The organism is Lentihominibacter sp. (assembly GCF_046951855.1).
GTDB lineage: Bacteria > Bacillota > Clostridia > Peptostreptococcales > Anaerovoracaceae > Lentihominibacter > Lentihominibacter hominis.
The window spans coordinates 1-24,022 of the sequence record NZ_JBKTXS010000032.1 but is presented as its reverse complement, the minus strand read 5'-3'; the positions used below and the strand labels follow the sequence as shown (position 1 = coordinate 24,022).

The 24,022-nt window shown below is 40.6% G+C and carries 30 protein-coding genes and 1 pseudogene; 29 read left to right on the top strand and 2 right to left on the bottom strand.

The window, feature by feature from the left end; genetic code table 11:
- The 18 genes from ACLR96_RS08485 to ACLR96_RS08400 all read left to right on the top strand — a co-directional run.
- Window positions 1-195: V-type ATP synthase subunit F (locus ACLR96_RS08485; protein WP_412265597.1), on the top strand; the 195-nt coding region annotated here is incomplete at its 5' end.
- 21 nt (window positions 196-216) lie between these two features.
- A complete protein-coding gene (locus ACLR96_RS08480) occupies window positions 217-1,989 on the top strand; it encodes a V-type ATP synthase subunit A (protein WP_177269840.1) in 1,773 nt (590 codons plus the stop codon).
- Window positions 1,989-3,368: a V-type ATP synthase subunit B gene (locus ACLR96_RS08475; RefSeq protein WP_177269916.1), complete on the top strand. Its 1,380-nt coding sequence runs from the start codon at window positions 1,989-1,991 to the stop codon at window positions 3,366-3,368. The genes ACLR96_RS08480 and ACLR96_RS08475 overlap by 1 nt, the downstream gene beginning before the upstream one ends.
- A gap of 13 nt (window positions 3,369-3,381) precedes the next feature.
- Complete coding sequence (locus ACLR96_RS08470) at window positions 3,382-4,023, top strand: V-type ATP synthase subunit D (RefSeq protein ID WP_177269838.1); 642 nt, start codon at window positions 3,382-3,384, stop codon at window positions 4,021-4,023.
- Window positions 4,024-4,045: 22 nt separating this feature from the next.
- Window positions 4,046-4,765 (top strand): acyl-ACP thioesterase domain-containing protein, encoded by a 720-nt coding sequence (locus ACLR96_RS08465; RefSeq protein WP_177269836.1) that lies wholly within the window; start codon window positions 4,046-4,048, stop codon window positions 4,763-4,765.
- A 139-nt stretch (window positions 4,766-4,904) separates the two neighbouring features.
- A complete protein-coding gene (gene ylxM, locus ACLR96_RS08460; RefSeq protein ID WP_243206867.1) occupies window positions 4,905-5,279 on the top strand; it encodes a YlxM family DNA-binding protein in 375 nt (124 codons plus the stop codon).
- 4 nt (window positions 5,280-5,283) lie between these two features.
- Entirely contained in the window at window positions 5,284-6,624 is a 1,341-nt protein-coding gene (ffh, locus tag ACLR96_RS08455) for a signal recognition particle protein (RefSeq protein ID WP_177269834.1), read from the top strand.
- A 50-nt stretch (window positions 6,625-6,674) separates the two neighbouring features.
- Window positions 6,675-6,914 (top strand): 30S ribosomal protein S16, encoded by a 240-nt coding sequence (rpsP, locus tag ACLR96_RS08450; RefSeq protein ID WP_177269832.1) that lies wholly within the window; start codon window positions 6,675-6,677, stop codon window positions 6,912-6,914.
- 15 nt (window positions 6,915-6,929) lie between these two features.
- A complete protein-coding gene (locus tag ACLR96_RS08445; protein WP_177269830.1) occupies window positions 6,930-7,160 on the top strand; it encodes a KH domain-containing protein in 231 nt (76 codons plus the stop codon).
- A gap of 122 nt (window positions 7,161-7,282) precedes the next feature.
- The gene (gene rimM, locus ACLR96_RS08440) at window positions 7,283-7,780 is read left to right on the top strand and encodes a ribosome maturation factor RimM (protein ID WP_177269827.1); all 498 of its coding nucleotides are present in this window, start codon (window positions 7,283-7,285) and stop codon (window positions 7,778-7,780) included.
- Between the two features lie 23 nt (window positions 7,781-7,803).
- Window positions 7,804-8,547, top strand: coding sequence for a tRNA (guanosine(37)-N1)-methyltransferase TrmD (trmD, locus tag ACLR96_RS08435; RefSeq protein ID WP_177269825.1), 744 nt, complete (start codon window positions 7,804-7,806; stop codon window positions 8,545-8,547).
- Between the two features lie 36 nt (window positions 8,548-8,583).
- Complete coding sequence (locus ACLR96_RS08430; RefSeq protein ID WP_177269823.1) at window positions 8,584-9,639, top strand: HlyD family efflux transporter periplasmic adaptor subunit; 1,056 nt, start codon at window positions 8,584-8,586, stop codon at window positions 9,637-9,639.
- 2 nt (window positions 9,640-9,641) lie between these two features.
- Window positions 9,642-10,343, top strand: coding sequence for a YggS family pyridoxal phosphate-dependent enzyme (locus ACLR96_RS08425; RefSeq protein WP_177269822.1), 702 nt, complete (start codon window positions 9,642-9,644; stop codon window positions 10,341-10,343).
- 9 nt (window positions 10,344-10,352) lie between these two features.
- Window positions 10,353-10,847 (top strand): cell division protein SepF, encoded by a 495-nt coding sequence (locus ACLR96_RS08420; protein ID WP_177269820.1) that lies wholly within the window; start codon window positions 10,353-10,355, stop codon window positions 10,845-10,847.
- Between the two features lie 15 nt (window positions 10,848-10,862).
- Window positions 10,863-11,465 carry a DivIVA domain-containing protein gene (locus tag ACLR96_RS08415; protein WP_177269818.1) on the top strand — a complete coding sequence of 201 codons (603 nt, stop codon included), beginning with the start codon at window positions 10,863-10,865 and terminating at the stop codon, window positions 11,463-11,465.
- 31 nt (window positions 11,466-11,496) lie between these two features.
- Window positions 11,497-11,964 carry a signal peptidase II gene (lspA, locus tag ACLR96_RS08410; RefSeq protein ID WP_412265591.1) on the top strand — a complete coding sequence of 156 codons (468 nt, stop codon included), beginning with the start codon at window positions 11,497-11,499 and terminating at the stop codon, window positions 11,962-11,964.
- A complete protein-coding gene (locus tag ACLR96_RS08405) occupies window positions 11,961-12,899 on the top strand; it encodes an RluA family pseudouridine synthase (protein WP_177268666.1) in 939 nt (312 codons plus the stop codon). Before lspA ends, ACLR96_RS08405 begins: the two co-directional genes overlap by 4 nt.
- An 11-nt stretch (window positions 12,900-12,910) precedes the next feature.
- Window positions 12,911-13,540, top strand: coding sequence for a flavin reductase (locus ACLR96_RS08400; RefSeq protein WP_177268668.1), 630 nt, complete (start codon window positions 12,911-12,913; stop codon window positions 13,538-13,540).
- A gap of 13 nt (window positions 13,541-13,553) precedes the next feature.
- Here the strand turns inward: ACLR96_RS08400 and ACLR96_RS08395 are convergent, their stop codons facing one another.
- Entirely contained in the window at window positions 13,554-13,691 is a 138-nt protein-coding gene (locus ACLR96_RS08395) for a hypothetical protein (RefSeq protein ID WP_177268670.1), read from the bottom strand.
- Between the two features lie 192 nt (window positions 13,692-13,883).
- Here ACLR96_RS08395 and ACLR96_RS08390 point away from each other — a divergent pair, with 192 nt between their 5' ends.
- Entirely contained in the window at window positions 13,884-14,741 is an 858-nt protein-coding gene (locus tag ACLR96_RS08390) for an alpha/beta fold hydrolase (protein WP_177268672.1), read from the top strand.
- Window positions 14,742-14,780: 39 nt separating this feature from the next.
- Window positions 14,781-15,554, top strand: a complete 774-nt coding sequence (locus ACLR96_RS08385; RefSeq protein ID WP_177268674.1) for a ZIP family metal transporter — start codon at window positions 14,781-14,783, stop codon at window positions 15,552-15,554.
- On the opposite strand, the gene ACLR96_RS08380 is transcribed toward ACLR96_RS08385, so the two are convergent.
- Window positions 15,534-17,249 carry an NFACT RNA binding domain-containing protein gene (locus tag ACLR96_RS08380; RefSeq protein WP_177268676.1) on the bottom strand — a complete coding sequence of 572 codons (1,716 nt, stop codon included), beginning with the start codon at window positions 17,247-17,249 and terminating at the stop codon, window positions 15,534-15,536. The two genes, ACLR96_RS08385 and ACLR96_RS08380, sit on opposite strands and share 21 nt — an antisense overlap.
- A 98-nt stretch (window positions 17,250-17,347) precedes the next feature.
- Between ACLR96_RS08380 and ACLR96_RS08375 the strand changes: the two genes are divergently transcribed.
- From ACLR96_RS08375 to ACLR96_RS08335, 9 genes and pseudogenes are all read left to right on the top strand, one after another.
- Complete coding sequence (locus ACLR96_RS08375) at window positions 17,348-18,280, top strand: YicC/YloC family endoribonuclease (protein ID WP_243206866.1); 933 nt, start codon at window positions 17,348-17,350, stop codon at window positions 18,278-18,280.
- Between the two features lie 92 nt (window positions 18,281-18,372).
- Window positions 18,373-18,987 (top strand): guanylate kinase, encoded by a 615-nt coding sequence (gene gmk, locus ACLR96_RS08370; RefSeq protein ID WP_177268678.1) that lies wholly within the window; start codon window positions 18,373-18,375, stop codon window positions 18,985-18,987.
- Entirely contained in the window at window positions 18,987-19,187 is a 201-nt protein-coding gene (rpoZ, locus tag ACLR96_RS08365; RefSeq protein WP_177268680.1) for a DNA-directed RNA polymerase subunit omega, read from the top strand. Before gmk ends, rpoZ begins: the two co-directional genes overlap by 1 nt.
- A 99-nt stretch (window positions 19,188-19,286) precedes the next feature.
- Entirely contained in the window at window positions 19,287-19,634 is a 348-nt protein-coding gene (locus tag ACLR96_RS08360; protein WP_177268682.1) for a LytTR family DNA-binding domain-containing protein, read from the top strand.
- 204 nt (window positions 19,635-19,838) lie between these two features.
- Window positions 19,839-20,612, top strand: a complete 774-nt coding sequence (gene rpsB, locus ACLR96_RS08355; protein ID WP_177268685.1) for a 30S ribosomal protein S2 — start codon at window positions 19,839-19,841, stop codon at window positions 20,610-20,612.
- A gap of 51 nt (window positions 20,613-20,663) precedes the next feature.
- Window positions 20,664-21,590 (top strand): translation elongation factor Ts, encoded by a 927-nt coding sequence (gene tsf, locus ACLR96_RS08350; protein ID WP_177268687.1) that lies wholly within the window; start codon window positions 20,664-20,666, stop codon window positions 21,588-21,590.
- A gap of 547 nt (window positions 21,591-22,137) precedes the next feature.
- Window positions 22,138-22,300: pseudogene (locus tag ACLR96_RS08345) on the top strand (competence protein TfoX); the annotation flags it as partial.
- Between the two features lie 46 nt (window positions 22,301-22,346).
- Complete coding sequence (locus ACLR96_RS08340) at window positions 22,347-22,844, top strand: GNAT family N-acetyltransferase (protein WP_177268689.1); 498 nt, start codon at window positions 22,347-22,349, stop codon at window positions 22,842-22,844.
- A 132-nt stretch (window positions 22,845-22,976) separates the two neighbouring features.
- Window positions 22,977-24,022: SPFH domain-containing protein (locus tag ACLR96_RS08335; RefSeq protein ID WP_412265585.1), on the top strand; the 1,046-nt coding region annotated here is incomplete at its 3' end.

Here is a 24,022-nt window from a genome sequence, read left to right as displayed (position 1 = left end):
GATGACAGATACTCAGTGATTTTTATTACTGAGGAACTTGTACCTAAGAAATTCGGTACGGCAGACAAGTATAAGAATAACATTGTGCCGGCTATAATACCTATTCCCGGAAGATTCGGAAGTATGGGAAGGGGTATTAAGATAGTACATGAAAATGTGGAGAAAGCTATAGGTGCGGATATTTTTAATAAATGAGAACTTAAACAGGTGGAAAATATGGAATATGGACAGATCATAAAGATTTCGGGGCCGCTGGTGGTAGCTGATAATATGGATAGCGCCAATATGTTTGATGTGGTACATGTGGGAAATCAAGGACTCGTAGGAGAAATAATAGAGATGAGAGATGGCAACGCCTCGATACAGGTTTATGAAGAAACTGCCGGACTTAAGACAGGAGATAAGGTTGTTTCATCAGGAGAACCGCTGTCGGTGGAATTGGGGCCGGGTATACTTGAAATGATATTTGACGGGATACAGAGGCCTTTGGAAATTATGAAAGCAAGGACAGGAAGCAATATAAGGAGAGGTATGTCAGTGGCGCCTCTGGATTATGAGAGAAAATGGGAGTTTAAGCCTGTTTTGGATAGAGGCAGTCACGTGTCTGCCGGCGACATCATAGGAACTGTTGATGAGACAAAACTTATAGTTCATAAAATAATGATTCCTCCGGAAACAGAGGGCATTATAACGGAAATAAAAGAAGGATCATATAATATAACAGAACCTGTGGCCACAGTCAGGCTCTCTGATGGTACAGACAGACCTGTTACTATGCTTCAGAAGTGGCCGGTAAGAAAACAACGTCCTTTTAAGAATAAACTGGCTCCCTATGTGCCTATGGTAACAGGGCAGCGTGTAATAGATACTCTGTTTCCCATAGTAAGAGGAGGGGCGGCAGCAGTTCCCGGACCTTTCGGTTCAGGAAAGACTGTAGTTCAGCATCAGTTAGCTAAGTGGTCTGATGTGGATATAGTTGTATATGTTGGGTGTGGTGAAAGAGGGAATGAGATGACAGACGTGCTGATGGAATTTCCGCAGCTTAAGGACCCGAAATCAGGAGAGTCTATTATGAACAGGACTGTACTCATTGCCAATACTTCTGATATGCCCGTGGCAGCACGTGAAGCGTCTATATATACAGGGATAACTATTGCAGAGTATTTTAGGGACATGGGATATTCTGTAGCTATAATGGCAGATTCCACATCCAGATGGGCAGAAGCACTTCGTGAAATGTCAGGACGTCTTGAAGAAATGCCCGGAGAGCAGGGATATCCTGCATATCTTACATCAAGGCTGGCTCAGTTTTACGAGCGGGCAGGAGAGGTGATCTGTCTTGGAAGCGATGAAAGGACAGGTACTTTGACTGCTATAGGAGCGGTATCTCCGGCAGGAGGGGATAATTCTGATCCTGTGGTTCAGTCAACGCTTCGTATAGTAAAAGTGTTTTGGGGGCTTGATTCATCTCTGGCTTATAAACGTCATTTTCCTTCTATAAACTGGATGTCATCTTATTCACTGTACAGCGATACTATAGGAGAGTGGATGGATGACAATGTTTCCAATGACTGGACATGGTGCGTGGCGGAAAGTAATAGGCTTTTACAGGCGGAATCAGAACTGGAGGAAATAGTCAAACTGGTGGGATATGATTCCTTGTCTGCCAAAGACAGGCTTATTATGGAAGCTGCAAGATCCCTGCGTGAGGATTATTTGCAGCAGAATGCTTTTGACGATGTGGATTCTTATACGTCCCTTAGAAAACAGTATATGATGCTGAGACTTATACTTGATTTTTATTATATTTCTTCAGAAGCTATTGAAAAAGGAGCTGATATAACACAGATTCTCAATATGGATATAAGAGAGAATATTGCAAGAACAAAATATATAAAAGAGAGTGAAATAGAGACCTATATTCATGACATCAGAAATAAGCTTATGGATTCGGTCGGAGGATTTGCCAAAAAGGAGGCTGCCGTATGATAGTGAAAGAGTACAGGACTATATCTGAAGTGGCAGGACCTCTGATGCTGGTAAGAGATGTGGAAGAGGCCGCTTACGATGAGCTTGGAGAGATACGTTTACAGAACGGAGAGATCAGAAGGTGTAAGGTTTTGGAGGTAAACGGTACTGATGTACTGGTACAGTTGTTTGAAAGTTCTGCCGGAATTAATCTTGATGAGAGTAAAGTAAGATTTCTCGGACATTCTCAGCAGCTGTCGGTATCTGAGGATATGCTGGGCAGAGTTTTTTCGGGAATGGGTATACCTATTGACGGAGGACCGGAGCCCATACCTGAAAAAAGAATGGATATCAATGGACTTCCCATAAATCCTGCTGCGCGTGTTTACCCTGATGAATTTATACAGACCGGAGTTTCTGCTATAGATGGACTCAATACTCTCGTAAGAGGTCAGAAGCTGCCTATATTTTCTGCTGCGGGACTTCCGCATTCCAGGCTTGCAGCTCAGATAGCGAGACAATCAAAGGTTCTGAAGGAAGAAACTAACTTTGCTGTGGTATTCTGTGCAATAGGGATAACTTTTGAAGAGGCCGAATATTTTATATCGGATTTTAAGAACACAGGCGCTATAGATAGGACAGTGATGTTCGTGAATCTGGCAAACGATCCTGCTATAGAACGTATAGCGACGCCGAGGGTTGCTCTGACTGCTGCTGAATATCTGGCCTTTGAGAAAGATATGCACGTGTTGGTGATACTGACTGACATGACTAATTATGCAGAAGCTCTGAGGGAAATATCGTCAGCGAGAAAAGAAGTACCGGGAAGGAGAGGCTATCCGGGATACCTTTATACTGATCTGGCTACTATTTATGAGCGGGCGGGAAGGAAAGAAGACAGCAGCGGTTCTGTTACTATGATACCTATTTTAACAATGCCTGAAGAAGATAAGACTCATCCTATACCTGACTTGACAGGATATATTACGGAAGGGCAGATAATTTTATCCAGGGAGCTTTATAAGAAGAATATAGCTCCGCCTGTAGATGTACTTCCCTCTCTTTCCAGGCTAAAGGATAAGGGGATAGGAGAGGGTAAGACGAGGGAAGACCATTCTGCCACCATGAATCAGCTGTTTGCCGCTTATGCCAGGGGAAAAGATGCAAAGGAGCTTATGACTATATTGGGAGAGTCGGCTCTTTCAGATACAGATATTTTGTATGCCAGATTTGCTGAGGAATTTGAGAAACGCTATGTATCCCAAGGTTTTGATGTAAACAGGAGTATAGAGGAGACTCTTAATACCGGATGGAAACTTTTATCCATACTGCCTGACAGAGAACTTAAGAGAATAAAACCGGAGATGATAGAAAAATATAGTGTTAAGGTATCTGTATGAGGGGGTTTTTTAAATGGCTGTTTTACAAGTGAAACCAACCCGTATGGAATTAGCCAGACTGAAAAAACGTCTGGCTTCCTCTACCAGAGGACACAGGCTGCTGAAAGATAAGCGGGATGATATGATAAAAAGGTTCATTCAGCTTGCTGAAAAGAACATTGAGCTTAGGACAAGGCTTGAAGAAAAAATGAAAAATATATACACAGGATTTGTCATGGCGGGGGCATATATGGATGAGGCTGTTTTGCAGGAAGCACTGATGATTCCCAAGAATCGTGTGCGATGTAATATAACAGGAGTAAACATCATGGGTGTTGATGTTCCCCAGTATAGGATTGATTATGAGGGCGGGCATCATCAGAATTCATATCCATATGGCTTTGCTTTTACGTCACAGCAGCTGGATGAATCAGTAAATGCTGTAAATGAAATACTTCCTTTGATGTTTGAATTGGCTGAAACGGAAAAGACAGTATCTCTTTTGGCGGAAGAGATCGAGAAGACAAGACGCAGGGTCAATGCTCTTGAATACGTACAGATTCCGGCATTGCATGAAACCGTGAAAAGTATTACAATGAAACTGGACGAGAATGAGAGAAGCAATCTGGCGAGACTCATGAAAGTGAAAGATATGATGATATCGCGTCGGAAATAAGGGGTCCAAGGAGCGGATAGCAATGTATGAGATAGTGAGAGATGTAGGAAGCAGTCATGTGGGCTCAGATGGCAAATTGACGTTAAGTTCAGCTATTGACTTCATGCAGGACTGCAGTGGGTTTCAGTTGGATAGTGAAAATTTGCTGAGCAGGTATTTCAGGGAAAATAATATTACAATGTTTTTGGTATCCAGGCAGGTTAATATACAAAAACCGGCATATTATGGAGATAGGATACGGATCAGTACTTCCGTATATCAGATAAAAAACAGCTATGGCTTTAGAAATACTAATATCTATGACAGGCAAGGCAATATGGTGATGTCCTCATATGCATGCGGAGCTTTTATAGATATGAAGCTCGGGAAAGCAGTCGCTATACCGAAAGAGTTAGCAGCATCTGTTCCTGTTGAAGAAAAATTTAAAGGAATGGAATATCTTCCCAGAAAAATACGGCTTCCCAAAGAGGTGAATCCTGCAGTAATGGAAGGAATGAAAGTATACAGATATCATATAGATAAAAATGATCATATGAATAATTCAAAATATATACAGTTTGCGCAGGAATGTATTCCCGAAGATACTTTCATATCTGTTATGCGTGTAGAATATAAGAAAGCTGCCAAAGTGAAGGAACTTCTCATACCGTATATGTACGAATCGGGGGACAAATTTTATACGATTTCCTTAAGAGATGAAAGCGGAGATATATTTGCAAATGTGGAATTCAGAACTGTTTGATCTATATGCTGAAAAATTGCCTGTCAAATGTCAATTGATATTTGACAGGCAATTTTAATATATCATAAGGTGTTAAGGAAAAAAACTTGACACCGAGACGATGCTGATATATACTGACATGGTGCAAAAGGTGAAAAGTATGAAAATAGATGATATTACTCAGGCCAGTTTGCTCTATGATTTTTACGGACAGCTGCTCTCTAAACGGCAGAGTCAGGTCATGGAGCTGTATCATGAAGAAAATCTTTCTCTTTCGGAGATAGCTTCTGAATTCAATATAAGCAGGCAAGGAGTTCATGATGCTCTGAAAAATGCGGAGAAAGCTCTTTCGGAGTATGAAAGAAAGCTGGGGCTGGTTGAAAAATTCAGAAAAAGCAGTGATGCTGTCAGTAAGATAGACAGAATAATAGACAGCACGATAGATGTGTTGCTGTATGAAAATACTGAGAATACAGTCAAAGCTGTGGAAGATCTGAGAAAAGTCAAAGATATTATAGATAAGTTGGAGGAATGATCCTATGGCATTTGAAGGATTATCGGAAAAACTGCAAAATGTTTTCAAAGGACTTAAGGGTAAGGGAAGTCTTACAGAGTCCGACATAAATACAGCGATGAGAGAAGTCAAGTTGGCTTTGCTTGAGGCAGATGTAAACTTCAAAGTTGTGAAGGACTTTGTGGCAGCAGTAAAAGAAAAGTCACTTGGAGAGGAAGTGATGGCTAGTCTGACGCCCGCTCAGCAGGTGATAAAAATAGTAAATGAAGAGCTGACAGAGCTCATGGGCGGAACCGGCAGCAAGCTGACATATTCCCCTAAAGGATTTACAGTGTATCTTATGGTGGGACTTCAAGGTACGGGTAAGACGACTACCTGCGGAAAACTGGCGGCATACCTTAAGAAAAACGGGAAAAAGCCTATGTTGTGTGCATGTGACATTTACAGACCGGCTGCTATAGATCAGCTGGAAGTGGTGGGGAATTCAGTGGAAACACCCGTGTTTACCATGAGAGACAGCAAAGAGCCGGAAAAGATAGCAGCGGAAGCGGTTAAAGAAGCTCAGCGAAGAGGGTTCAATGTTCTTATAGTCGATACAGCCGGACGGCTTCAGATAGATGAAGCGCTGATGGATGAACTGGCGACGATAAAGTCGGCTGTGAAGCCTCATGAAATACTTCTGGTGGTTGATGCTCTTACAGGGCAGGATGCAGTCAATGCCGCGGAAGGGTTTAACGAAAAACTGGGAATAGACGGTATCATCATGACTAAAATGGATGGTGATTCAAGAGGCGGGGCTGCTCTTTCTGCAAAGAAAGTAACAGGCAAGCCTATAAAGTTCGTAGGTATGGGGGAGAAGCTTGATGCTCTCGAACCTTTTCATCCGGAGAGGATGGCAAGCAGAATACTGGGTATGGGAGATATGCTTACGCTTATCGAGAAAGCTCAGGAAGATTACGATGAACAGAAAGCGGCAGAGCTCGAGAAAAAACTGAGAAAAAATAAATTTACCCTTGAAGATTTCCTTGAGCAGATGGGGCAGATTAAAAAAATGGGCGGGATAGCCAAGATACTTGATATGATACCGGGCGTTAACAGTAATGCCAAGAATAATATTAATCTTGCCCAAAGTGAAAAAGAGTTTGCCCAGATGGAAGCTATAATACAGTCTATGACAAAGGCAGAGCGTGAAGATCCCAATATACTCAACGCCAGCCGCAGAAGAAGAATCGCAGCAGGATGCGGGCAGCCTGTTTCAAAAATAAATCAGCTTGTCAAGAGATATAATGATGCAAAGAAGATGATGAAAAGCTTTTCCGGAAAAGGTGGGGCAGGCAGAATGAACAGAATGTTCCGGGGATTTTAAATCTCCGTGAAATAGAAGAAAGTTTTTAATTTTTAGGAGGAAATAAAGAAATGGTTAAAATCAGACTTAAGAGAATGGGAGCTCACAAGAAGCCTTTTTATCGTGTAGTTGTCGCTGATATCAGGGCGCCAAGAGACGGAAAGTTTATTGAAGAGATCGGATATTACAATCCATTGACAGATCCTGTTGATATTAATATCGATGAAGAAGCTGCCAAGAAATGGTTAGGAAACGGAGCTCAGCCTACAGAAACAGTTAAGAAGCTTTTCAAAAAGACTGGGATTTTATAGAAAGCGGTGGATTCAATGGTGGAATTGGTTAGTGCAATTGCAAAGTCACTAGTTGAACATCCGGAAGCAGTTGAAGTTTCCGAGTCACAGTCCAATGGCACTACGATTATACAGCTTAAGGTAGCTCCCGATGATATGGGGAAGGTTATCGGAAAGCAAGGCAGAATTGCCAAAGCTATTCGTACTGTTGTAAAGGCAGCGGCTACAAAGGCCAATATCAGAGTAGTAGTTGAAATAGTTCAATAGAGACAAAAGGCACATATATTTCGTGGTATATGTGCCTGTGCTTTATCATAAATGAAATATTATTGTTTTATATGTGGGACGGTCTTTTGTTATAAATTTAAAGGCTAATAAGGTGGAGCGGTATGGATAAGATTAAAATAGGAAAGATAGTCAATACAGTAGGACTTAAGGGCGAAGTCAAAGTCTATAATTATTCAGATAGAAGCGAGATATATGAGAATACATCCCATATATATGTAGAGAATGATCTGACAGCCGTAGAAAGCGTAAGGGTACAGAAAAATATGGTGATACTGAAGCTGGAAGGCATCTCAGACAGAGACAGGGCAGAAGCTTTAAGAGGCAGAGAATTGTACGTGACAGAGGAGGACTTGCCGGAGCTTCCGCAGGGGCAGTACTATGTCAGAGATATTATAGGCATGGCGGTCCGAGAAGAAAACGGAACTTTTTTGGGTGAAGTTACTGATGTTATACAGAATACGGCTCAGGATATATTTGAGGTTCAAAAACAGGGCGGAAAGAAAGTACTTATACCAAAGGTGGACGAATTCGTATTGAATATAGATATTGAGAAAAAAGAGATCCTCGTCAGATTGATAGATGGCCTTATGGATCTTTAAGTCTGAGAATTCAGGAGAAAAAAATGAAGATAGATGTGCTTACGCTGTTTCCCGAAATGTTTTCGCCTGTCACTGAAAGCAGTATTTTAGGCAGAGCTGTAGGGAAAGGAATACTTGATATAAGACTTACTGATATAAGAGATTTTACTAATGACAGACATAACAGGGCTGATGACTATCCGTTTGGAGGAGGCGGGGGAATGGTAATGATGGCTGATCCCATTTTTGGCGCTCTTGAATCAGTGGAAGCAGATAGAAAAAAGATAGTATACATGTCTCCCAGAGGAAGGCTGCTGGATTCAGATATGATAAAGCAGATGTCGCAGCTTGATGAGTTTGTCATATTATGCGGTCATTATGAAGGTGTGGATCAGAGAGTGCTGGATTATTGGGAGATAGAAGAAGTCTCTATAGGAGATTATGTTCTTACGGGAGGAGAACTTCCGGCTATGGTATTGATAGATTCTGTCGCAAGACTTATCCCTGAGGTTCTCGGAAATGAAAATTCGGCTATGGATGAATCTATATATTCCGGATTGCTGGAGCATCCTCAGTATACTAAACCGAGGGAGTACAGAGGGATGCAGGTGCCGGAGGTTTTGGTAAGCGGTAATCATAAACTTATAGATTTGTGGAAATTTCGGGAGGCGCTGATGCTTACAAAAAAGCGCAGACCTGACTTATTTGATGAATTTGTAAAGAAATGCAGAAATCTTTCTAAAGATGAGGGAAAAATACTGGAAGAAATCATTAAAATGGAGTTATAGTACATTGCAAGCAGTAATTCTTTGGTGTAAAATAAGATGATGAAAACTAAACTCAGCAAAAAAACAAAAAAAGCAATATGTATCTATTTGGCAGTGTTGCTTCTACTATATATCGTTGTTCAGCTTCTGCCTAAGGTGACAGATGTTTTTGAGACTACTCAGATATTGAGACCGGGTACCTTAAAATTATCGTATGAGACCAAGGGATATTTTATAAAAGACGAAAGTGTGGGAATAGCATCGGAATCAGGTGATATCCAATATCTTGTAAGCGTGGGAACCGCTGTAAAGAAAGGCCACCCTATAATTTCCGTGGCATCTGAGAATGAAAAGGAACAAAAGGCGAGATTTAGCAAATACACGGAAAGACTGGAAGGATTTGACGGACTTTCCGAGGAATATGACGCTCCTATAAGTGGTGTATTCAGTCTCACAATAGATGGGTACGAAGACTATTTTACTCCTGAAAATATGGACAAGATAAAGCGTGAAAAGGTTGAAAGTCTGTCTTATGATTCGGCTAATCTGGAGAGGAATTCAGTTATAAAAGGAGAGCCTATATATAAGGTATCTGCCGATGACCGATGGTTTGTGCTGTGCTGGGTAGACAGCAAAACGGCAGAAGCTTATTCGGAAGGCACAAAGGTATCGCTGGAGCTGCCTGAAGGGACTGTAGATGCCAGTGTTTACAGTGTCGAGAAAGATGGAGATGACTGTAAAGTTATATTTTATCTCGATGTATATTACAAAGCTTTCTGCGAAAGCCGCGCTGAAGATATGTCCATAGTCACCAGTGATAATGAGGGACTGATCGTCTACAATAAATGTATAGTTGAAAAGAATGGAAATAAAGGCGTATATGTTAAAAATAAAAATGGAGACTATGTATTCACAAGGGTAAAAGTTATTTCCAGTGATGATAAGGAATCAGTCATAGAAGATGTAACTTTTACGGATGATGAGGGCAATCAAGTATATACTGTAGATGTATATGATGAAGTGCTGAAACATCCGAAAAGTGTTCTTGAAAAAGAATTGAAAAAGGAGGCCGAAGAGACTTCGCAAAGTAAGAAATCTCAAGAGGAGGATTAGTAATGGAGGATATAAGAGGCAATCTGATCAGAATAAAACGGCAGATAAAAGAAACCGCGGAAAGCTGCGGAAGAACTGCAGAAGATGTTCTGCTGGTGGCTGTAAGCAAGACAAGGACACCTGAAGAGATAAATACAGCAATAGATGCAGGGGTGACTGATATAGGGGAAAACAAGGTCCAGGAAATAATGGACAAGTATGATAACGTGAAGCCTGTGAAGTGGCATATGATAGGTCACTTGCAGACAAATAAGGTGAAATATATCATAGATAAGGTTTCAATGATACATTCAGTGGATTCATATAAACTGGCTGCAGAGATAAATAAACGAGCCGCAGCTCACGGAATAGACATGGATATTCTGATACAAGTGAATTCAGCACGTGAGGAGAGCAAATTCGGAGTAACAACAGGCGAATCGGAGCAGCTTATAAAGGATATTCTCCAAAGCTGTGAGAATATAAGGATAAGAGGTCTTATGTGCATAGCGCCTTATGCTGATGATCCCGAAGATATAAAGATTTATTTTGAGCAAGTAAAAAAGCAGTATGATCAGTTTAGCAGGATAGAACATCCGAGACTGGATTTCAGATATTTATCAATGGGTATGTCCCATGATTTCCCGGTAGCCATCGAAGCTGGGTCAAATCTTGTAAGAGTAGGGAGTGCTATATTCGGTGAGAGAGATTACAGTAAAATTTAGGAGGTAGTCATGGGAGTTTTTAACAAATTTAAAGATCTGATGGGCTTCGAGGATTATGAAGACGAAGAACTGGATGAGGAGCAGGAAGAGGATTATAATTACGACAGGAAGCCTGTTGAGAACAGACAGCCTCTTACATCTCAGCAGAGATATGACAGCGGCAATGTTGTTTCGATGCAGAACAGGACGGTGAAAGCGTTGACGAGCAAATTTAAACTTATGGTCATAGAGCCAAAAGGATTTGATGAATGTTCCAAGTTGGTGGACAGCTTAAAGAGCAGAAAGCCTATAATTGTGAATCTTGAAAAACTGGATTCAGATACGGCAAGGAAGATATTTGATTTTCTGGGAGGAGCTACGTATGCGCTAAACGGAAATGTTCAGAAAGTGGCCAATAATATTTTTGTTTTCGCTCCGGAGAATGTGGATATATTCGCCGAAGGGGAGAGCAAGCCATATAATTTTGCAGGAGGTAATGCAGAAGATATTAATCCGTGGAAATAGTCAGGAGGGGTAACGATGATCAGACCGATAGATATACAAGAGAAAGATTTTAGCAGATCGGTTCGTGGATATAAAGAAGATGAAGTAAATCAGTTTCTCGATGAGATAACTATAGATTTGGAAAGGCTTCTCAATGAGCTTCGCGAGACTAAGGAAGAAAACAGCAGGCTTGTGGAAGAGCTGGAGAGATACAGAAGTTCTGAAGGTACAGTAGTGGAAACATTGGAAGCTGCAAAGACTCTGATGGCGGATATTTCTGCCAGTGCTGAAAAGAGAGCCGATATACTTTTGAAGAATGCAGAGCTGGATGCACAGCTTATGCAGAAAGAAGCAAGAGATACAGCTGACAGGATTGCTGAAGAAAGCAAAGTTATGAAAAACAGATTCATTGACTTCAGGACGAAATATAAACAGCTGCTGCAATCGGAGCTGCAGAGGTTCGAGTCGCTGAGCGGAGAGATGTTTCCTGAACTGGGAATAGATGATTTTGACGATCTTCCTCAGGCTCCGCAGGATAGGGCATCTGATCAGCCAAAGTCCGGCGCGGGAACATTCCGTTATAAAAGCGGAAGCAGACCCGGGGATAAACAGGAGACTATGAGAAACGTAAAATATTAAAGGAGGCGGGGCGGTCACGCCCCATTTTCATATGATTTATTATTTAGTAGTTGCAGCTATAATATTGTTTGATCAGTTGATTAAGTATCTGGTTTTTTCCAATATGAATATCGGGCAGAGTTTGCCGGTGATAGGTGATATAATACGCATAACTTATGTTCAGAATCAGGGCGCGGCCTTCAGCATGTGGGAACAGCAATGGATTATATTGATCGTTTTGCCGGCTGTAGTTCTTGTTGCCGCTCTTGTGTTAATCTATATAAAAAGAAATTTATGGAGCAGAATAACAATTCTTTCGATAGTTTTTATATGTGGGGGCGGAATAGGAAACTTTATAGACAGAGTGTCACGCGGATATGTGGTGGATATGTTTGACTGTAGGTTTATACCTTCTTTTGATTTTCCGGTATTTAATGTAGCTGATATATTTATATGTGCAGGCTGCGGGCTGTTGCTGCTTGACGTTATTTTTCTTGAGGGGAAGAGGGCGAAGAAGTGAGCGGTGAAAAAACGACAGAAAAATCCGCAGAAATATTTATAACGCAGCAGACAGCAGGAGTTCGTCTGGACGTTGTTATTACTGCAGTTTTGGAGGAATATTCAAGAAGTTTCATTCAAAAACTTTTTGACAATGGTAATGTCAGTGTCAACGGAAGGATATGCAGGGAGAAAAAATATAAAGCTTCAGAAGGTGATAAGGTGTGGGTATATATACCGGAGCCTGAAGAATTAAAGGTGGAAGCTGAAAATATTCCCATTGAAATAGTATATGAGGATGATGATATGCTGGTGGTAAATAAGCCGGCAGGAATGGTGGTGCATCCGGCTCCGGGAAACTATTCGGCAACCCTTGTAAATGCTCTGATGTATCACTGCAAAGACAAACTTTCTTCGATAAATGGCATAATAAGACCCGGTATAGTTCATCGTATAGATAAAAACACGAGCGGCCTTCTCATGGTAGCGAAAACAGATAAGGCTCATGATAAACTTTCTCATCAGCTTTCGTGTCATAGTATAACCAGAAAATATAAGGCGATAGTTTATAATAATATCAAAGAAGACGAAGGAACTGTGGCGGAACCTATAGGAAGAGATCCTAAAAACAGGCTGAGAAATGCCGTGACTTCCATTAATTCAAAAAAAGCGGTAACTCATTATAAAGTTTTGGAACGTTTTGGAAAGTTTACTCTTGTAGAAGCTGTTTTAGAGACGGGGAGGACTCATCAGATAAGAGTTCATATGTCATATATAAGACATCCCCTGTTGGGAGATGATCTGTATGGCCCTCAGAGCAATAAGCTGGGTGTGAAGAGGCAGATGCTGCATGCAGAGACATTGGGATTTGAACATCCCACAACTGGACTATATATGGAATTTAAAAGTCCGTTGCCTGATGATTTTTCGGCAACTCTTGATAAACTGAGAAAATAAGGAGAAAATATATGCCAAAGACAGTATTTAAGCCGGGAACTATGCTGAATCCTGTGCCGGCAGTCATGGTATCATGCGGAGACGGGAAGGTAAGTAATATAATAACAATTGCATGGACCGGGATAATAAATTCAGACCCGCCTATAACATATGTTTCAGTGAGAAAATCAAGATTTTCTCATAATATTATAGAAAAAACGGGAGAATTTGTTATAAATCTTACAACAAAAAAGCTGGCAGCAGCAGCAGATTACTGCGGGGTAAGATCAGGACGCGATGTAGATAAATTTAAAGAGCAGAAACTGACTGCCGCAGAAAGCAGGGTGGTGAGATGTCCTTCCATAGAGGAATCGCCTGTAAATATAGAGTGTAAAGTAATAGAGAAAAAGGATTATCCGACTCATGATATGTTTATCGCCGAGATAGTGAGTGTATCAGTGGATAATGATTTAATGGATGAAAACGGCAGATTGTGTCTGGATGAAGCCGGTCTTATAGCGTATAATCACGGACATTATTTTGCATTGGAAAGACGGGCGATAGGACGGTTCGGATATTCTGTAATGAAACCAAAAACCCGTAAGCGAATCGAAGCTGAAAAAAGAAACAGCTCCATTAAAAAGAGCAGACGGAGAAGGTAAGGCCCGATGTCGATCAGTTTTTGGCGCGCACTTGGCTGTCGGCCTGAAAATCAGATTTCAAGTGCTGAAGACAGTCCTCGCATACATGACCGGTTTTAAATGCAAACAGCTGGCTGTAAGTGCAACCGCATAATGTACATGACTTTTTCATAGCGCGTCCTCCTTTCACGAGAGTTGTGAGCCTGTTGTCTTCTGTCTGCTGTTAATAATGGAGATGTATTTAGAGTTTAGTGTACAGATACAGGCATTACAAGTATAACTTATTTATTTGTAATAAAGAGGTGCGCTGATGTAATGTTTATACTGTTTGTGATAGTTTTTATAAGAAGAAAGGTATGCTGATATGTATGACAAATTTATTCTCAGAGAATTAAGCGAGGGCAAAATACAGGGATACAGGTGGCATATTGATGATCCCGGCAAAGTGATTTGTATAGTTCACGGTATAGGCGAATACGGAGGACGTTTCGACAGAGTAGCAGAGGCATTCAGAAAGAAAAATATGGCTGTATGTGCTCTTGATCTCAGGGGACATGGCGAATCGGCAGGAAAAAGAGGACATTGCGCGCCCAGAAAGTGTATACTTGATGATATCAGCGCCCTTATAAAATATACTGAAGAAAGATATTTTGGTAAGCAGATAGTTCTTTACGGACACAGTATGGGAGGCAATATAGTTCTTGATTACAGAGCGCGTGGGGATCTGAATGATCATATATCTGCCTATATAATATCAGCGCCGTGGGTTAGACTTGTGAGACCTGTTCCTGCAATTCTTTACAGAGCGGTGAAACTTCTGTCGAAGATAACTCCTTCCTTTACCATCGGCTCGGAGATCAATGAGAATGATCTGGGAAACCCTAAAATGGTAAGACCTTTTAAAGAAAACCCTCTTGTACATAACAGGATATCAGCTCTTTGTGCAGTAGAAGGTTTTGATATAGGAATAAGTCTTGAAAACGGTACTTGCGAAGACAACGGACGTTCCGGAGGCATACCGACTCTGTTAATGCATGGAAGTGCTGATAAAATTTGTGATGTGGAAGGAAGCCGGCAGATTGCAAGGAGACTGAAAGCGCAGGGTGATGATGTAACTTACATAGAATGGAAGGGGCTGTTTCATGAGATACATAACGGCAATGATTCAAGCACAGGAGATGAAGTAATAGAAAAAATGACTGGATGGATTGTTTCGCTGTAGTATATTGAAACAAAATTATAATCAGGAGGTAGTGGGATAATGACAGAGTTTATAGTGTTGATGATTCCGTTTGCAGGGACAGCTCTGGGTTCGATGATGGTCTTTTTTATGAGGGGAAAAGTAAACCCTAAATTAGAAAAAACTTTGCTTGGCTTTGCAGCGGGAGTAATGATCGCAGCATCTGTCTGGTCGCTTTTGATTCCTTCCATAGAGATGTCGGAAGCGCAAGGAGTCGCATGGTTTCCGGCTGCGATAGGATTTTGTCTCGGTGTATTATTCCTTCTTATAATAGATACTCTTGTACCTCATCTTCACCTTGATACTGATAAACCGGAAGGTATGAAAAGCGGATTTTCGAGGACAACCATGATGATGTTGGCAGTGACTATTCACAATATACCGGAAGGTATGGCGGTAGGTGTGACATATGCGGGAGCAGCTCTGGGAAATACCAGTATCACATTGACGGGAGCTTTAGCACTGTCTATAGGCATAGCTATACAAAACTTTCCGGAAGGCGCTATAATATCGATGCCTTTGAGAAGTGAAGGCATGAAACGCGGGAGAGCTTTTTTTTGCGGGATTCTTTCGGGTATCGTTGAGCCGCTTGGAGGTTTTCTTACTATTATGCTGACTGCCCAGATAATACCGTTTCTTCCATATCTTCTGTCATTTGCGGCAGGAGCCATGTTTTATGTGGTTGTAGAAGAGTTGATACCGGAGTCTCAGAGCGGAGAGCACAGTAATATGGGGACTATAGGAGCGGGACTGGGGTTTGCTCTTATGATGGTTTTAGATGTGGCTCTCGGCTGATGCTGAAGCGGGAAGCTGCGGATTCACATAAAGTGTTTTATTATTGGTGAATATCACCATACCCGGATTTGATCCGCTTGGTTTTTTTACATAGCGGATTTTAGTGTAATCTACAGGAACATTTTCCGAATCTGAACCTTTGCTATGGAATGCGGCGATGGAAGCAGCCTCGAAAAGATCTTCTTTTGTGGGATTTTCTCCGTTAAGAATCAGTATAGTGTGTGATCCCGGGATATCCTTAGTGTGAAACCATAAATCGGAGGAAGCGGCTTTTTTTAGAGTAAGCCAGTCATTTTCTTTATTATTTCTTCCCACTAATACAGTTTTTCCTGACGACAGCGTGTAGCTGTAAGGTTTAGGTTTGTTTTTCTTTATCTGTCCGCGTTTCGTTTTTTTATAGCGTATAAAGCCGGAATCTATCAGTTCCTGTTTAAGAAGATCAGTTTCTTCTATGGTTTTGACACGTTCCAGATAAGATGACACTGATTCAAGATATTCTATTTGTCTGGAAACTTCATCGAGCTGAATTTTCTTTTCTTTTATCGCGGTCTTCGATTTTCCGTATTTTTTATAGAAATTCTGCGCATTTTTAGCAGGAGGATATTTAGGATCAAGAGGTATGCGAACTGTAGAGCCGTCATAGTAATTGACAACATTTACAGATGTATCGCCCGTATTCGGGATGTTTAGGTTTGCCATGAGAAGTTCACCGTATAATCTGTATTTGTCAGAGTTCTCTGCTTTGTGAAGATCTTCTCTAAGCCGCTGTGTTTTTAGGCGGAGTTTGGAAAGATGAGTCCTTATTATCTTGAGAAGATCATTTGATTTCTGTTTTACAGTATTGGATGTTTCTCTGTGGCTGAAAAAATAATGTGCTGCTTCGCTGAATGTATTGAAATTCAGTCTTACATAAGTCTTTTCAAAAGGTACAAGAGGAGTTATATGAAAATCCACAGGCTTGCTGTCACTGTCAATATAAACGACAGGTGTTGTATTGCCGTTATCTATTGAGCTTATGATTTCCCTGAGCTTATCAAAACATATTATGGGATCCCGGGAGCATGCGATTGTCTCGGCAAGAGCCGGAGAAACACCTTGTATTTCTGAAAGGACCCTGCGTTCAGGCTGAGGTTCATCTGAAATCAGTCTTTCCATATCTGACTCAGTGATCATGCAGAAGGGTACTTTATCTTGTGCGGGAGGATATTCATAGGATTTTCCGGGCAGTACCTGCCTTGCTCTGTTTACATCTATGGAAACATGTTTGATGCTGTCTATTATTTTTCCTGTAGTCACATCTGTGAGCAGTATGTTGCTATGTTTTCCCATTAGTTCTATTATGAGTTTCTTGTTTACAGAGAATCCAAGTTCGTTGACAGTTTCCATAAAGATCTCTATTATTCTGTCATTTTGATATTGCTGTATGTCAGTTATTCTGGCTGCATTCAGGTGTTTTCTCAGAACCATGCAAAATACCGGAGGAATAGCGGGATTCTCCGGAGTTTCATTGATAAGATATACAGCAGAATGGTTTCCGCCGGCAGACATGAATAATTTTTGTTTACCTTGTTTTGTATGTATTATGAGTAGCAGCTGCTCAGGCTGAGGTTGATATATTTTTTCTATTTTTCCCAGCTGTAATTTAGTTTTGAGTTCTTTTACAGCTGCATACGTAGCGATGCCGTCAAAGGACATATTTATTTCCTCCTTGATTCATGGTATACTGATTTCAGGAACTGGAAAAGCGTTTCCAGCAAAACGCAGTCAGTCAGGTATGCCTGCCGGGGGCTTGCATGCCGCATATCCATATTATCATACAAAGAAAAGAAATGGGGAAAAAGATGATAAAAAGTATGACAGGTTTTGGCAGAGGAGAATACTCAGATGGCAAGAGGAGCATAACGGCAGAGATAAAGACAGTTAATCACAGATATTCCGATATAAATATAAAAATGCCAAAGCGTTATTCTTTTGCTGAGGAAAAGATAAAAGCCATAGCAAAGAAAAAGGTAAAAAGAGGGAAAGCTGAGATTTCAATAATGGTAGAGAATATAACAGAGGATGATATGCTGGTGAAACTGAACACCCTTGTTGCAAAACAGTATATCGACAATCTCAATGAACTTAAAAATACATATGGACTCAGTGGAGACATAGATATTCAGCTGGTGTCTACCATGCCTGATGTTATGAAAGCCATTCCCGATGTGGAGGATGAAGAGGAAGTCATCAGAGCCATAGAGCAGGCTGTTACTATTGCCACCGATAATTTGGATGATATGCGTGCTGTTGAAGGCGGCAAGCTTACCGAGGATCTTATGATGAGGGGTGAGCTGGTGAGGGGAATAGTTAAGAAAATAGAAATAAGAGCTCCCCTGGTGGTAAAGGATTATACAGAAAAGATGTACAACAGGATAAAGGAACTGACCGAAGATGCAGTGGATGTTCCCGAGGAAAGAATTCTCATGGAAGCAGCTGTTTTCGCTGACAAGTCTAATATTACCGAAGAACTTGTACGACTTGACAGTCATATGGTACAGCTTAAGAATATACTTACATTGGAAGCAAGTCCTGTGGGAAAAAAACTGGATTTTTTAGTGCAGGAAATGAACAGAGAAGCAAATACTATAGGATCAAAATCCAATGATCTGGAAATCACAGCTCTTATGTTGGAAACAAAGAGCGAGATAGAAAAGATCAGAGAACAGGTACAAAATATAGAATAACTGTCAATATTAATGCTTGAAGACGTAAAAAAAGGGTGTTATAATTATTGTTCAGACAAGTAAAAAGACATAGATATTTTAGGAGCGTAGATATGACGAAAGGCAAACTGTTTGTGATTTCGGGACCTTCCGGAGCCGGTAAGGGAACGATTTGTAAAGAAGTGTTAGACGAAGAAAGAAATATCAGGATGTCTGTCTCCATGACGACGCGGATGCCCCGAAAAGGAGAGATTGATAAGGTTCACTATCATTTCGTGGATCAGCAGTCTTTTGAGCAACTGATCGAAGACGGCGGATTCATGGAATATGCCAACGTATATGGCAATTTTTACGGCACTCCTAAAAAAAATGTCATGGAATGGCTGGAACAGGGAATAGATGTAATACTGGAAATAGACGTACAGGGAGCCTTGCAGGTGAAAAAATCTTATCCGGAAGGGGTGTTCATTTTCATACTGCCGCCATCTATAGAAGAACTGAAAAATAGGATAAAATCCAGAGGTTCGGAGACTGAGGAAACCATGGCCAGACGACTTGGAACAGCTCTTTCTGAGATATCGTCCATAGACCAGTACGATTACAGAGTGATAAACGAAGAGCTTGATGTGGCTATAAATCGTGTAAGAGCTATAATAACAGCCGAACAGTGTAAACTAAACGACGTAGAGGTTGACAATATCGTCAGCAGATATAAGGAGGAGTTATAATGTTATACCCATCTATAAATAAAATCAGGACTAAAGTAGACAGCAGATATACTTTAGTGATCCTGGCAGCAAAAAGAGCCAGAGATATAATAGAGGGCATGCCGAAACTTACTGAGGCAGATGTTGAAAAGCCTGTTTCAATAGCAGCCAATGAGATTGCTGAAGATCTGATAACTTACAGAGAAAACGATATTGAATAGAGCAATGTCTGTTAAAACGGCATTATGTCGTATATTTTAAACGGAAAATACCCCCTTAATGTGAAACAATAATATTGTATTAGGAAGGGGGTTTTGATTTTGAATAAATTTATTATTAGTAAGAGACAGGAGACATATATACTTCGGCTAAATGATATCCTGTACATGGAAAAAAATCTTCGGAAAATAAAAGTATATATTGACGGTGAATTTTATCCGGAACAATCATGTATTGAATTTTACGGTAAGTTTCCCGATGTTATGAGGCATCTGGACAGGCGGTTTATGCACTGTCACAGAAGCTATGTAATAAATATGGATAAAATAGTTGTAATGTCGCACAATACTATTTTCATGGAGAAAAATTTAAAAGTATATATGGGGAGAAATACATATTCTAAAGCTAAAGAAATTCTTGGAAGATATCTTGCAAAAAAATTTGGGTAAATATTGTTAAAACCATTGCAATCAAAGGAGTTTTGTAGTATAGTAACAGTTGGTCTTATTTTATTGTGAGATCAGAAGATATTTATAGTTTACACATGGCAGAATTCCGGGAACCGGTGCCTTGATAGTGGACAGATTACCGCTTTGGAGGTTTTTCCCGGTGTGTACTGCGGTGGAAGAAGAAAACCGAGAGGAGAAAACAACATGTCAGTAATTTCAATGAAACAATTATTGGAAGCAGGTGTGCATTTCGGACACCAGACAAGAAGATGGAACCCTAAGATGGCTCCTTACATTTTTACAGAAAGAAACGGAATATATATTATCGACTTGCAGAAGACTGTCAAGAAGATAGATGAAGCATATGCTTTCATGAAGGAAGTGGCAGAAAGCGGAAAACCGATTCTTTTTGTAGGAACCAAGAAGCAGGCTCAGGCTGCTATCCTTGATGAGGCCAAGAGATGTGATATGTACTATGTAAATCAGAGATGGCTGGGCGGTATGCTTACAAATTACAAGACCATATCCGGAAGAATAAAGAGACTTAACGATATAAAGACTATGGAAGAAGACGGAACTTTTGAAAAGCTGTCAAAGAAGGAAGTTATCAAGCTCAGACTGGAACTCGAAAAGTTAGAGAAGTTCTTGGGCGGAATCAAAGACATGAAGGGTATGCCTGGAGCTATATTTGTTGTCGACCCTAAGAAAGAAAAGATTGCCGTAAAAGAAGCAAGGATTCTGGGAATCCCTGTTGTGGGTATTGTAGATACAAACTGTGATCCTGATGATGTCGACTATATAATTCCTGCAAATGACGATGCTATCAGAGCGGTCAAGCTAATTGCAGGATGTATGGCAGATGCTATCATTGAAGCTAAGCAGGGCGAAAGCTTTGACGAAGGCGAAGAGGCAGGTTCTGCCGAAGCTGCCGAATCTGAAGATGCTGCAGAAATCGCAGAAGAAAAGGCAGAAGCTTAATAGTAGGATAATGATTTGCATAAGAGCAATTAATATAGGAGGAACGATATCATGGCTGTAACAGCTCAGATGGTAAAAGAACTGCGTGAAATGACAGGCGCAGGTATGATGGATTGTAAGAAGGTTTTAGTGGAAACCGATGGAGATATGGATAAGGCAGTGGAGCTTTTAAGAGAAAAAGGTCTTGCTAAAGCAGCTAAGAAAGCAGGCAGAGTTGCTGCCATGGGTCTTGTTAAAACTGCCTTTGCTGAAGACGGAAAGGCTGCGGCTATCGTTGAGGTGAATTCCGAAACAGATTTTGTTGCAAAGAATGATGAATTCGTATCATTTGTAGAGACGCTGGCTAAAATGGCTCTTGAAAATGATGCTGCCGATATGGATGCTTTCATGGCACTCCCTTACGGAGATGAAGGAAGCGTTCAGGATGTTCTTACCAATAAGATTGCTACTATAGGCGAAAACATGAGCATCAGGAGATTTGAAAGGCTTGCGGAACCGGGTGTTGTATATACTGGATATATTCACGGCAACGGAAGTATTGGTGTAATAGTAGGTATCAAGACTGATGCTACTGCTGATGATATAGCTGTAGTAGGTAAGGATGTTGCTATGCAGGTAGCATCTATGAATCCTAAATTTCTTGATGAAACTCAGGTGGATCAGGATTGGCTTGCATCTGAAACAGAAATCGCTAAACAGCAGCTCCTCAATGAAGGCAAAAAGGAAGAACTTCTTGATAGAATCATTCCAGGTAAGATTAAGGCGATACTTAAGGAAGTATGCCTTGTTGATCAAAAGTTCGTTAAGGATGGAGATCTTACAGTTAAAGAGTATGTTGACGGCGCGGCTAAGTCAGCCGGAAAAGATATGGCTGTAGCATCGATGATAAGATATGAAGTCGGTGAAGGAATTGAGAAGAAAGAAGAAGATTTTGCAGCAGAAGTAGCCGCACAGCAGGCAGCAGCTGCTAAGAAATAAGAACCTGTCAACAGACGGCAGTATTTGCTTCGCAAGTCTCCACCTCAAGCTGTTGACAGAACCTTGATTCGGGTGATGGCACCCAAAATAAGCAAAGCAGATGAGAAAGCAGGGAGACCTATCTCAATGAGGGACGAATCGCAGGAAGGTCCCCCGTCAGAGCTGCAGGAGCTATGCTCCGTGACAGCTTATGGCGCAACTGAATAATATAACTTTAAAACCCTTGAAAAATATCCATTTATCAGGCACTTCAAGGGTTTTTTGCTTGTTCTAATCAGATTTCCTCTTTGTGGTATAATTATATGAAATACAAAGATATGATACAGATGGATATTTTTCTTGAATCATCACCGAATTGCTTATGGTTCCGGAATATCAGGAACAAGATATTAGAAGTAAACTTTTTCAACCCGTAAAAGATAATAATCCTGCTTTGTTATATTTTGGATCGCAGTCGGAAGCAGAACTTTTTATGAGAAAAACGTGCGTACGAAAAGTTTAAATCTTATATAATGAGAAATAGAATGATAATAGAAATTTGAGGCGTATGACGGCGCTAAGTAAAGAATGTTTGTGGTTCATTTTAGGACATTATCTGAGTTAGAAGAAATCATTTATGAGGTAATGATGATGAGGTTTATTATTTTGGAGAAATTATAGTTGGCATCTATGATGACAGACTGCTTATAAATATAGTAAAATCAGCAATTATTCACAATTTGTGAAATGGAAAATTATTTTTTGTGGAGGTAGTACTTGGAAATTAGGTATATAACGCCATCAGATGATAGGATGCAAGTAAGTAGAATATATGAAGAGAGTTGGAAGTGTGTGTATAAGAATATTATTCCTCAAAAATTTCTTGATTCAATTGAAGAGGGGAGCTGGGCCACGGTATTGGATTCTCCTGGTTGGAATACTCTTGTATGTGTTGAGGATGGAAAGTATATAGGGACGAGCAGTTTTTGCAAGTCGCGTTTCTCTGATTATCCTACATACGGAGAGATTATTTCGATTTATCTGCTCCCGGATTATATAGGAAAGGGATACGGGGGGAAATTATTTGATAAAGCGGTTTCTGAACTAAAAAAACAAGGGTACGAAAAGTTACTTTTATGGGTATTGGAAGATAATACTTCAGCAAAAGAATTTTATATAAAGCATAATTTCATCCAAACAGATAATGTTATGAACGATGATATTGGAGGGAAACAACTTCGTGAAGTAATGTATGTATCTAAAAATGAAAAGTAAAATTCTTATCTTTAAAAATTTAAATATACAAAAATATGCTGCTGATATATAATTAACATATAGAATCAAATGACAGTGATACATGGGTTGTATATCTTTGACTGAACAAATTATAAAATAGGAGGAAGAATAATGGGACTTATTAAAGCGGCTTTAGGTGCAGCAGGAGGTGCTTTGGCAGATCAATGGAGAGACTTTTTCAGTTGTGACTCTATGGATGAAAACGTTCTGGTTGTCAAAGGAACTAAAAAAAGTTCAGATCGTTCATCCAATAAAAGAGGAGAAACTAATGTTATATCAGACGGCTCAGGTATAGCTGTTGCTGATGGACAGTGTATGATGATTGTGGAACAGGGAAAAGTGATAGAGTTTTGTGCAGAGCCGGGATTATTCACCTATAGGAATGATTTGACTCCGTCTATTTTTGCAGGGGAATTTGAATTTGATTTGGAAGGTGCCGCAAGAGATGCATGGGAACGTTTTACGTTTGGCGGCGGAGTCGGTAAGGACCAGAGGATTTATTATTTTAATATCAAGGAAATTTACGGCAATAAATATGGGACCATGAATCCGGTGCCGTTTAAGGTGGTTATAGATAAAGATTCGGGAAAAAGCCTGGGAGTAGATCTTAGATGTAATGGCGAATATTCATATAGGATTGTGAATCCCATGCTTTTTTATACAAACGTGTGCGGAAATGTGGAAAACCGATTTGAGCGCGGAGAAATTGAGAGTCAGATGAAGTCAGAACTCCTTAAAGCTCTTCAGCCGGCTCTTGCCAGGGTATCTGCCATGGGTGTGGATTACAGTGAGATTCCTCTTTATACAGATATGATAGCTGACGGCCTCAATGATGTCTTAACAAAGGAATGGATTGAACGGCGAGGAGTGCAGATTGTTTCATTTGGAGTGAATTCTGTGTCGGTTTCAGAAAAAGATAAGCTGAAAATACAAAATCTTCAGCAAGCTGTTATGATGTCAGATCCTACTATGGCGGCAGGAAATCTTGTGCAGGCGCAAGCGGATGCGATGAGAGCTGCTGCAGAAAATGAAAATGGAGCAATGGGAGGATTTGTAGGAATGGGCATGGCAGGAATGGCAGGCGGTATGAATTCTGAGAATCTTTTTGAAATGGGAAGAAAGCAGCAGAACACAGAACAGCGGGCACAGCCGCATAG

Coding starts and splice junctions, on each gene's coding strand:
- ACLR96_RS08465 (WP_177269836.1), top strand. CDS start 4,046: ATGTATGAGATAGTGAGAGATGTAGGAAGCAGTCATGTGGGCTCAGAT.
- rpsP (WP_177269832.1), top strand. CDS start 6,675: ATGGTTAAAATCAGACTTAAGAGAATGGGAGCTCACAAGAAGCCTTTT.
- rpoZ (WP_177268680.1), top strand. CDS start 18,987: ATGTTATACCCATCTATAAATAAAATCAGGACTAAAGTAGACAGCAGA.
- ACLR96_RS08395 (WP_177268670.1), bottom strand. CDS start 13,691: ATGAAAAAGTCATGTACATTATGCGGTTGCACTTACAGCCAGCTGTTT.
- ffh (WP_177269834.1), top strand. CDS start 5,284: ATGGCATTTGAAGGATTATCGGAAAAACTGCAAAATGTTTTCAAAGGA.
- ACLR96_RS08425 (WP_177269822.1), top strand. CDS start 9,642: ATGGAGGATATAAGAGGCAATCTGATCAGAATAAAACGGCAGATAAAA.
- ylxM (WP_243206867.1), top strand. CDS start 4,905: ATGAAAATAGATGATATTACTCAGGCCAGTTTGCTCTATGATTTTTAC.
- ACLR96_RS08400 (WP_177268668.1), top strand. CDS start 12,911: ATGCCAAAGACAGTATTTAAGCCGGGAACTATGCTGAATCCTGTGCCG.
- ACLR96_RS08470 (WP_177269838.1), top strand. CDS start 3,382: ATGGCTGTTTTACAAGTGAAACCAACCCGTATGGAATTAGCCAGACTG.
- ACLR96_RS08375 (WP_243206866.1), top strand. CDS start 17,348: ATGCCGCATATCCATATTATCATACAAAGAAAAGAAATGGGGAAAAAG.
- rimM (WP_177269827.1), top strand. CDS start 7,283: ATGGATAAGATTAAAATAGGAAAGATAGTCAATACAGTAGGACTTAAG.
- gmk (WP_177268678.1), top strand. CDS start 18,373: ATGACGAAAGGCAAACTGTTTGTGATTTCGGGACCTTCCGGAGCCGGT.
- trmD (WP_177269825.1), top strand. CDS start 7,804: ATGAAGATAGATGTGCTTACGCTGTTTCCCGAAATGTTTTCGCCTGTC.
- rpsB (WP_177268685.1), top strand. CDS start 19,839: ATGTCAGTAATTTCAATGAAACAATTATTGGAAGCAGGTGTGCATTTC.
- ACLR96_RS08445 (WP_177269830.1), top strand. CDS start 6,930: ATGGTGGAATTGGTTAGTGCAATTGCAAAGTCACTAGTTGAACATCCG.
- tsf (WP_177268687.1), top strand. CDS start 20,664: ATGGCTGTAACAGCTCAGATGGTAAAAGAACTGCGTGAAATGACAGGC.
- lspA (WP_412265591.1), top strand. CDS start 11,497: ATGATTTATTATTTAGTAGTTGCAGCTATAATATTGTTTGATCAGTTG.
- ACLR96_RS08420 (WP_177269820.1), top strand. CDS start 10,353: ATGGGAGTTTTTAACAAATTTAAAGATCTGATGGGCTTCGAGGATTAT.
- ACLR96_RS08415 (WP_177269818.1), top strand. CDS start 10,863: ATGATCAGACCGATAGATATACAAGAGAAAGATTTTAGCAGATCGGTT.
- ACLR96_RS08390 (WP_177268672.1), top strand. CDS start 13,884: ATGTATGACAAATTTATTCTCAGAGAATTAAGCGAGGGCAAAATACAG.
- ACLR96_RS08380 (WP_177268676.1), bottom strand. CDS start 17,249: ATGTCCTTTGACGGCATCGCTACGTATGCAGCTGTAAAAGAACTCAAA.
- ACLR96_RS08430 (WP_177269823.1), top strand. CDS start 8,584: ATGATGAAAACTAAACTCAGCAAAAAAACAAAAAAAGCAATATGTATC.
- ACLR96_RS08385 (WP_177268674.1), top strand. CDS start 14,781: ATGACAGAGTTTATAGTGTTGATGATTCCGTTTGCAGGGACAGCTCTG.
- ACLR96_RS08480 (WP_177269840.1), top strand. CDS start 217: ATGGAATATGGACAGATCATAAAGATTTCGGGGCCGCTGGTGGTAGCT.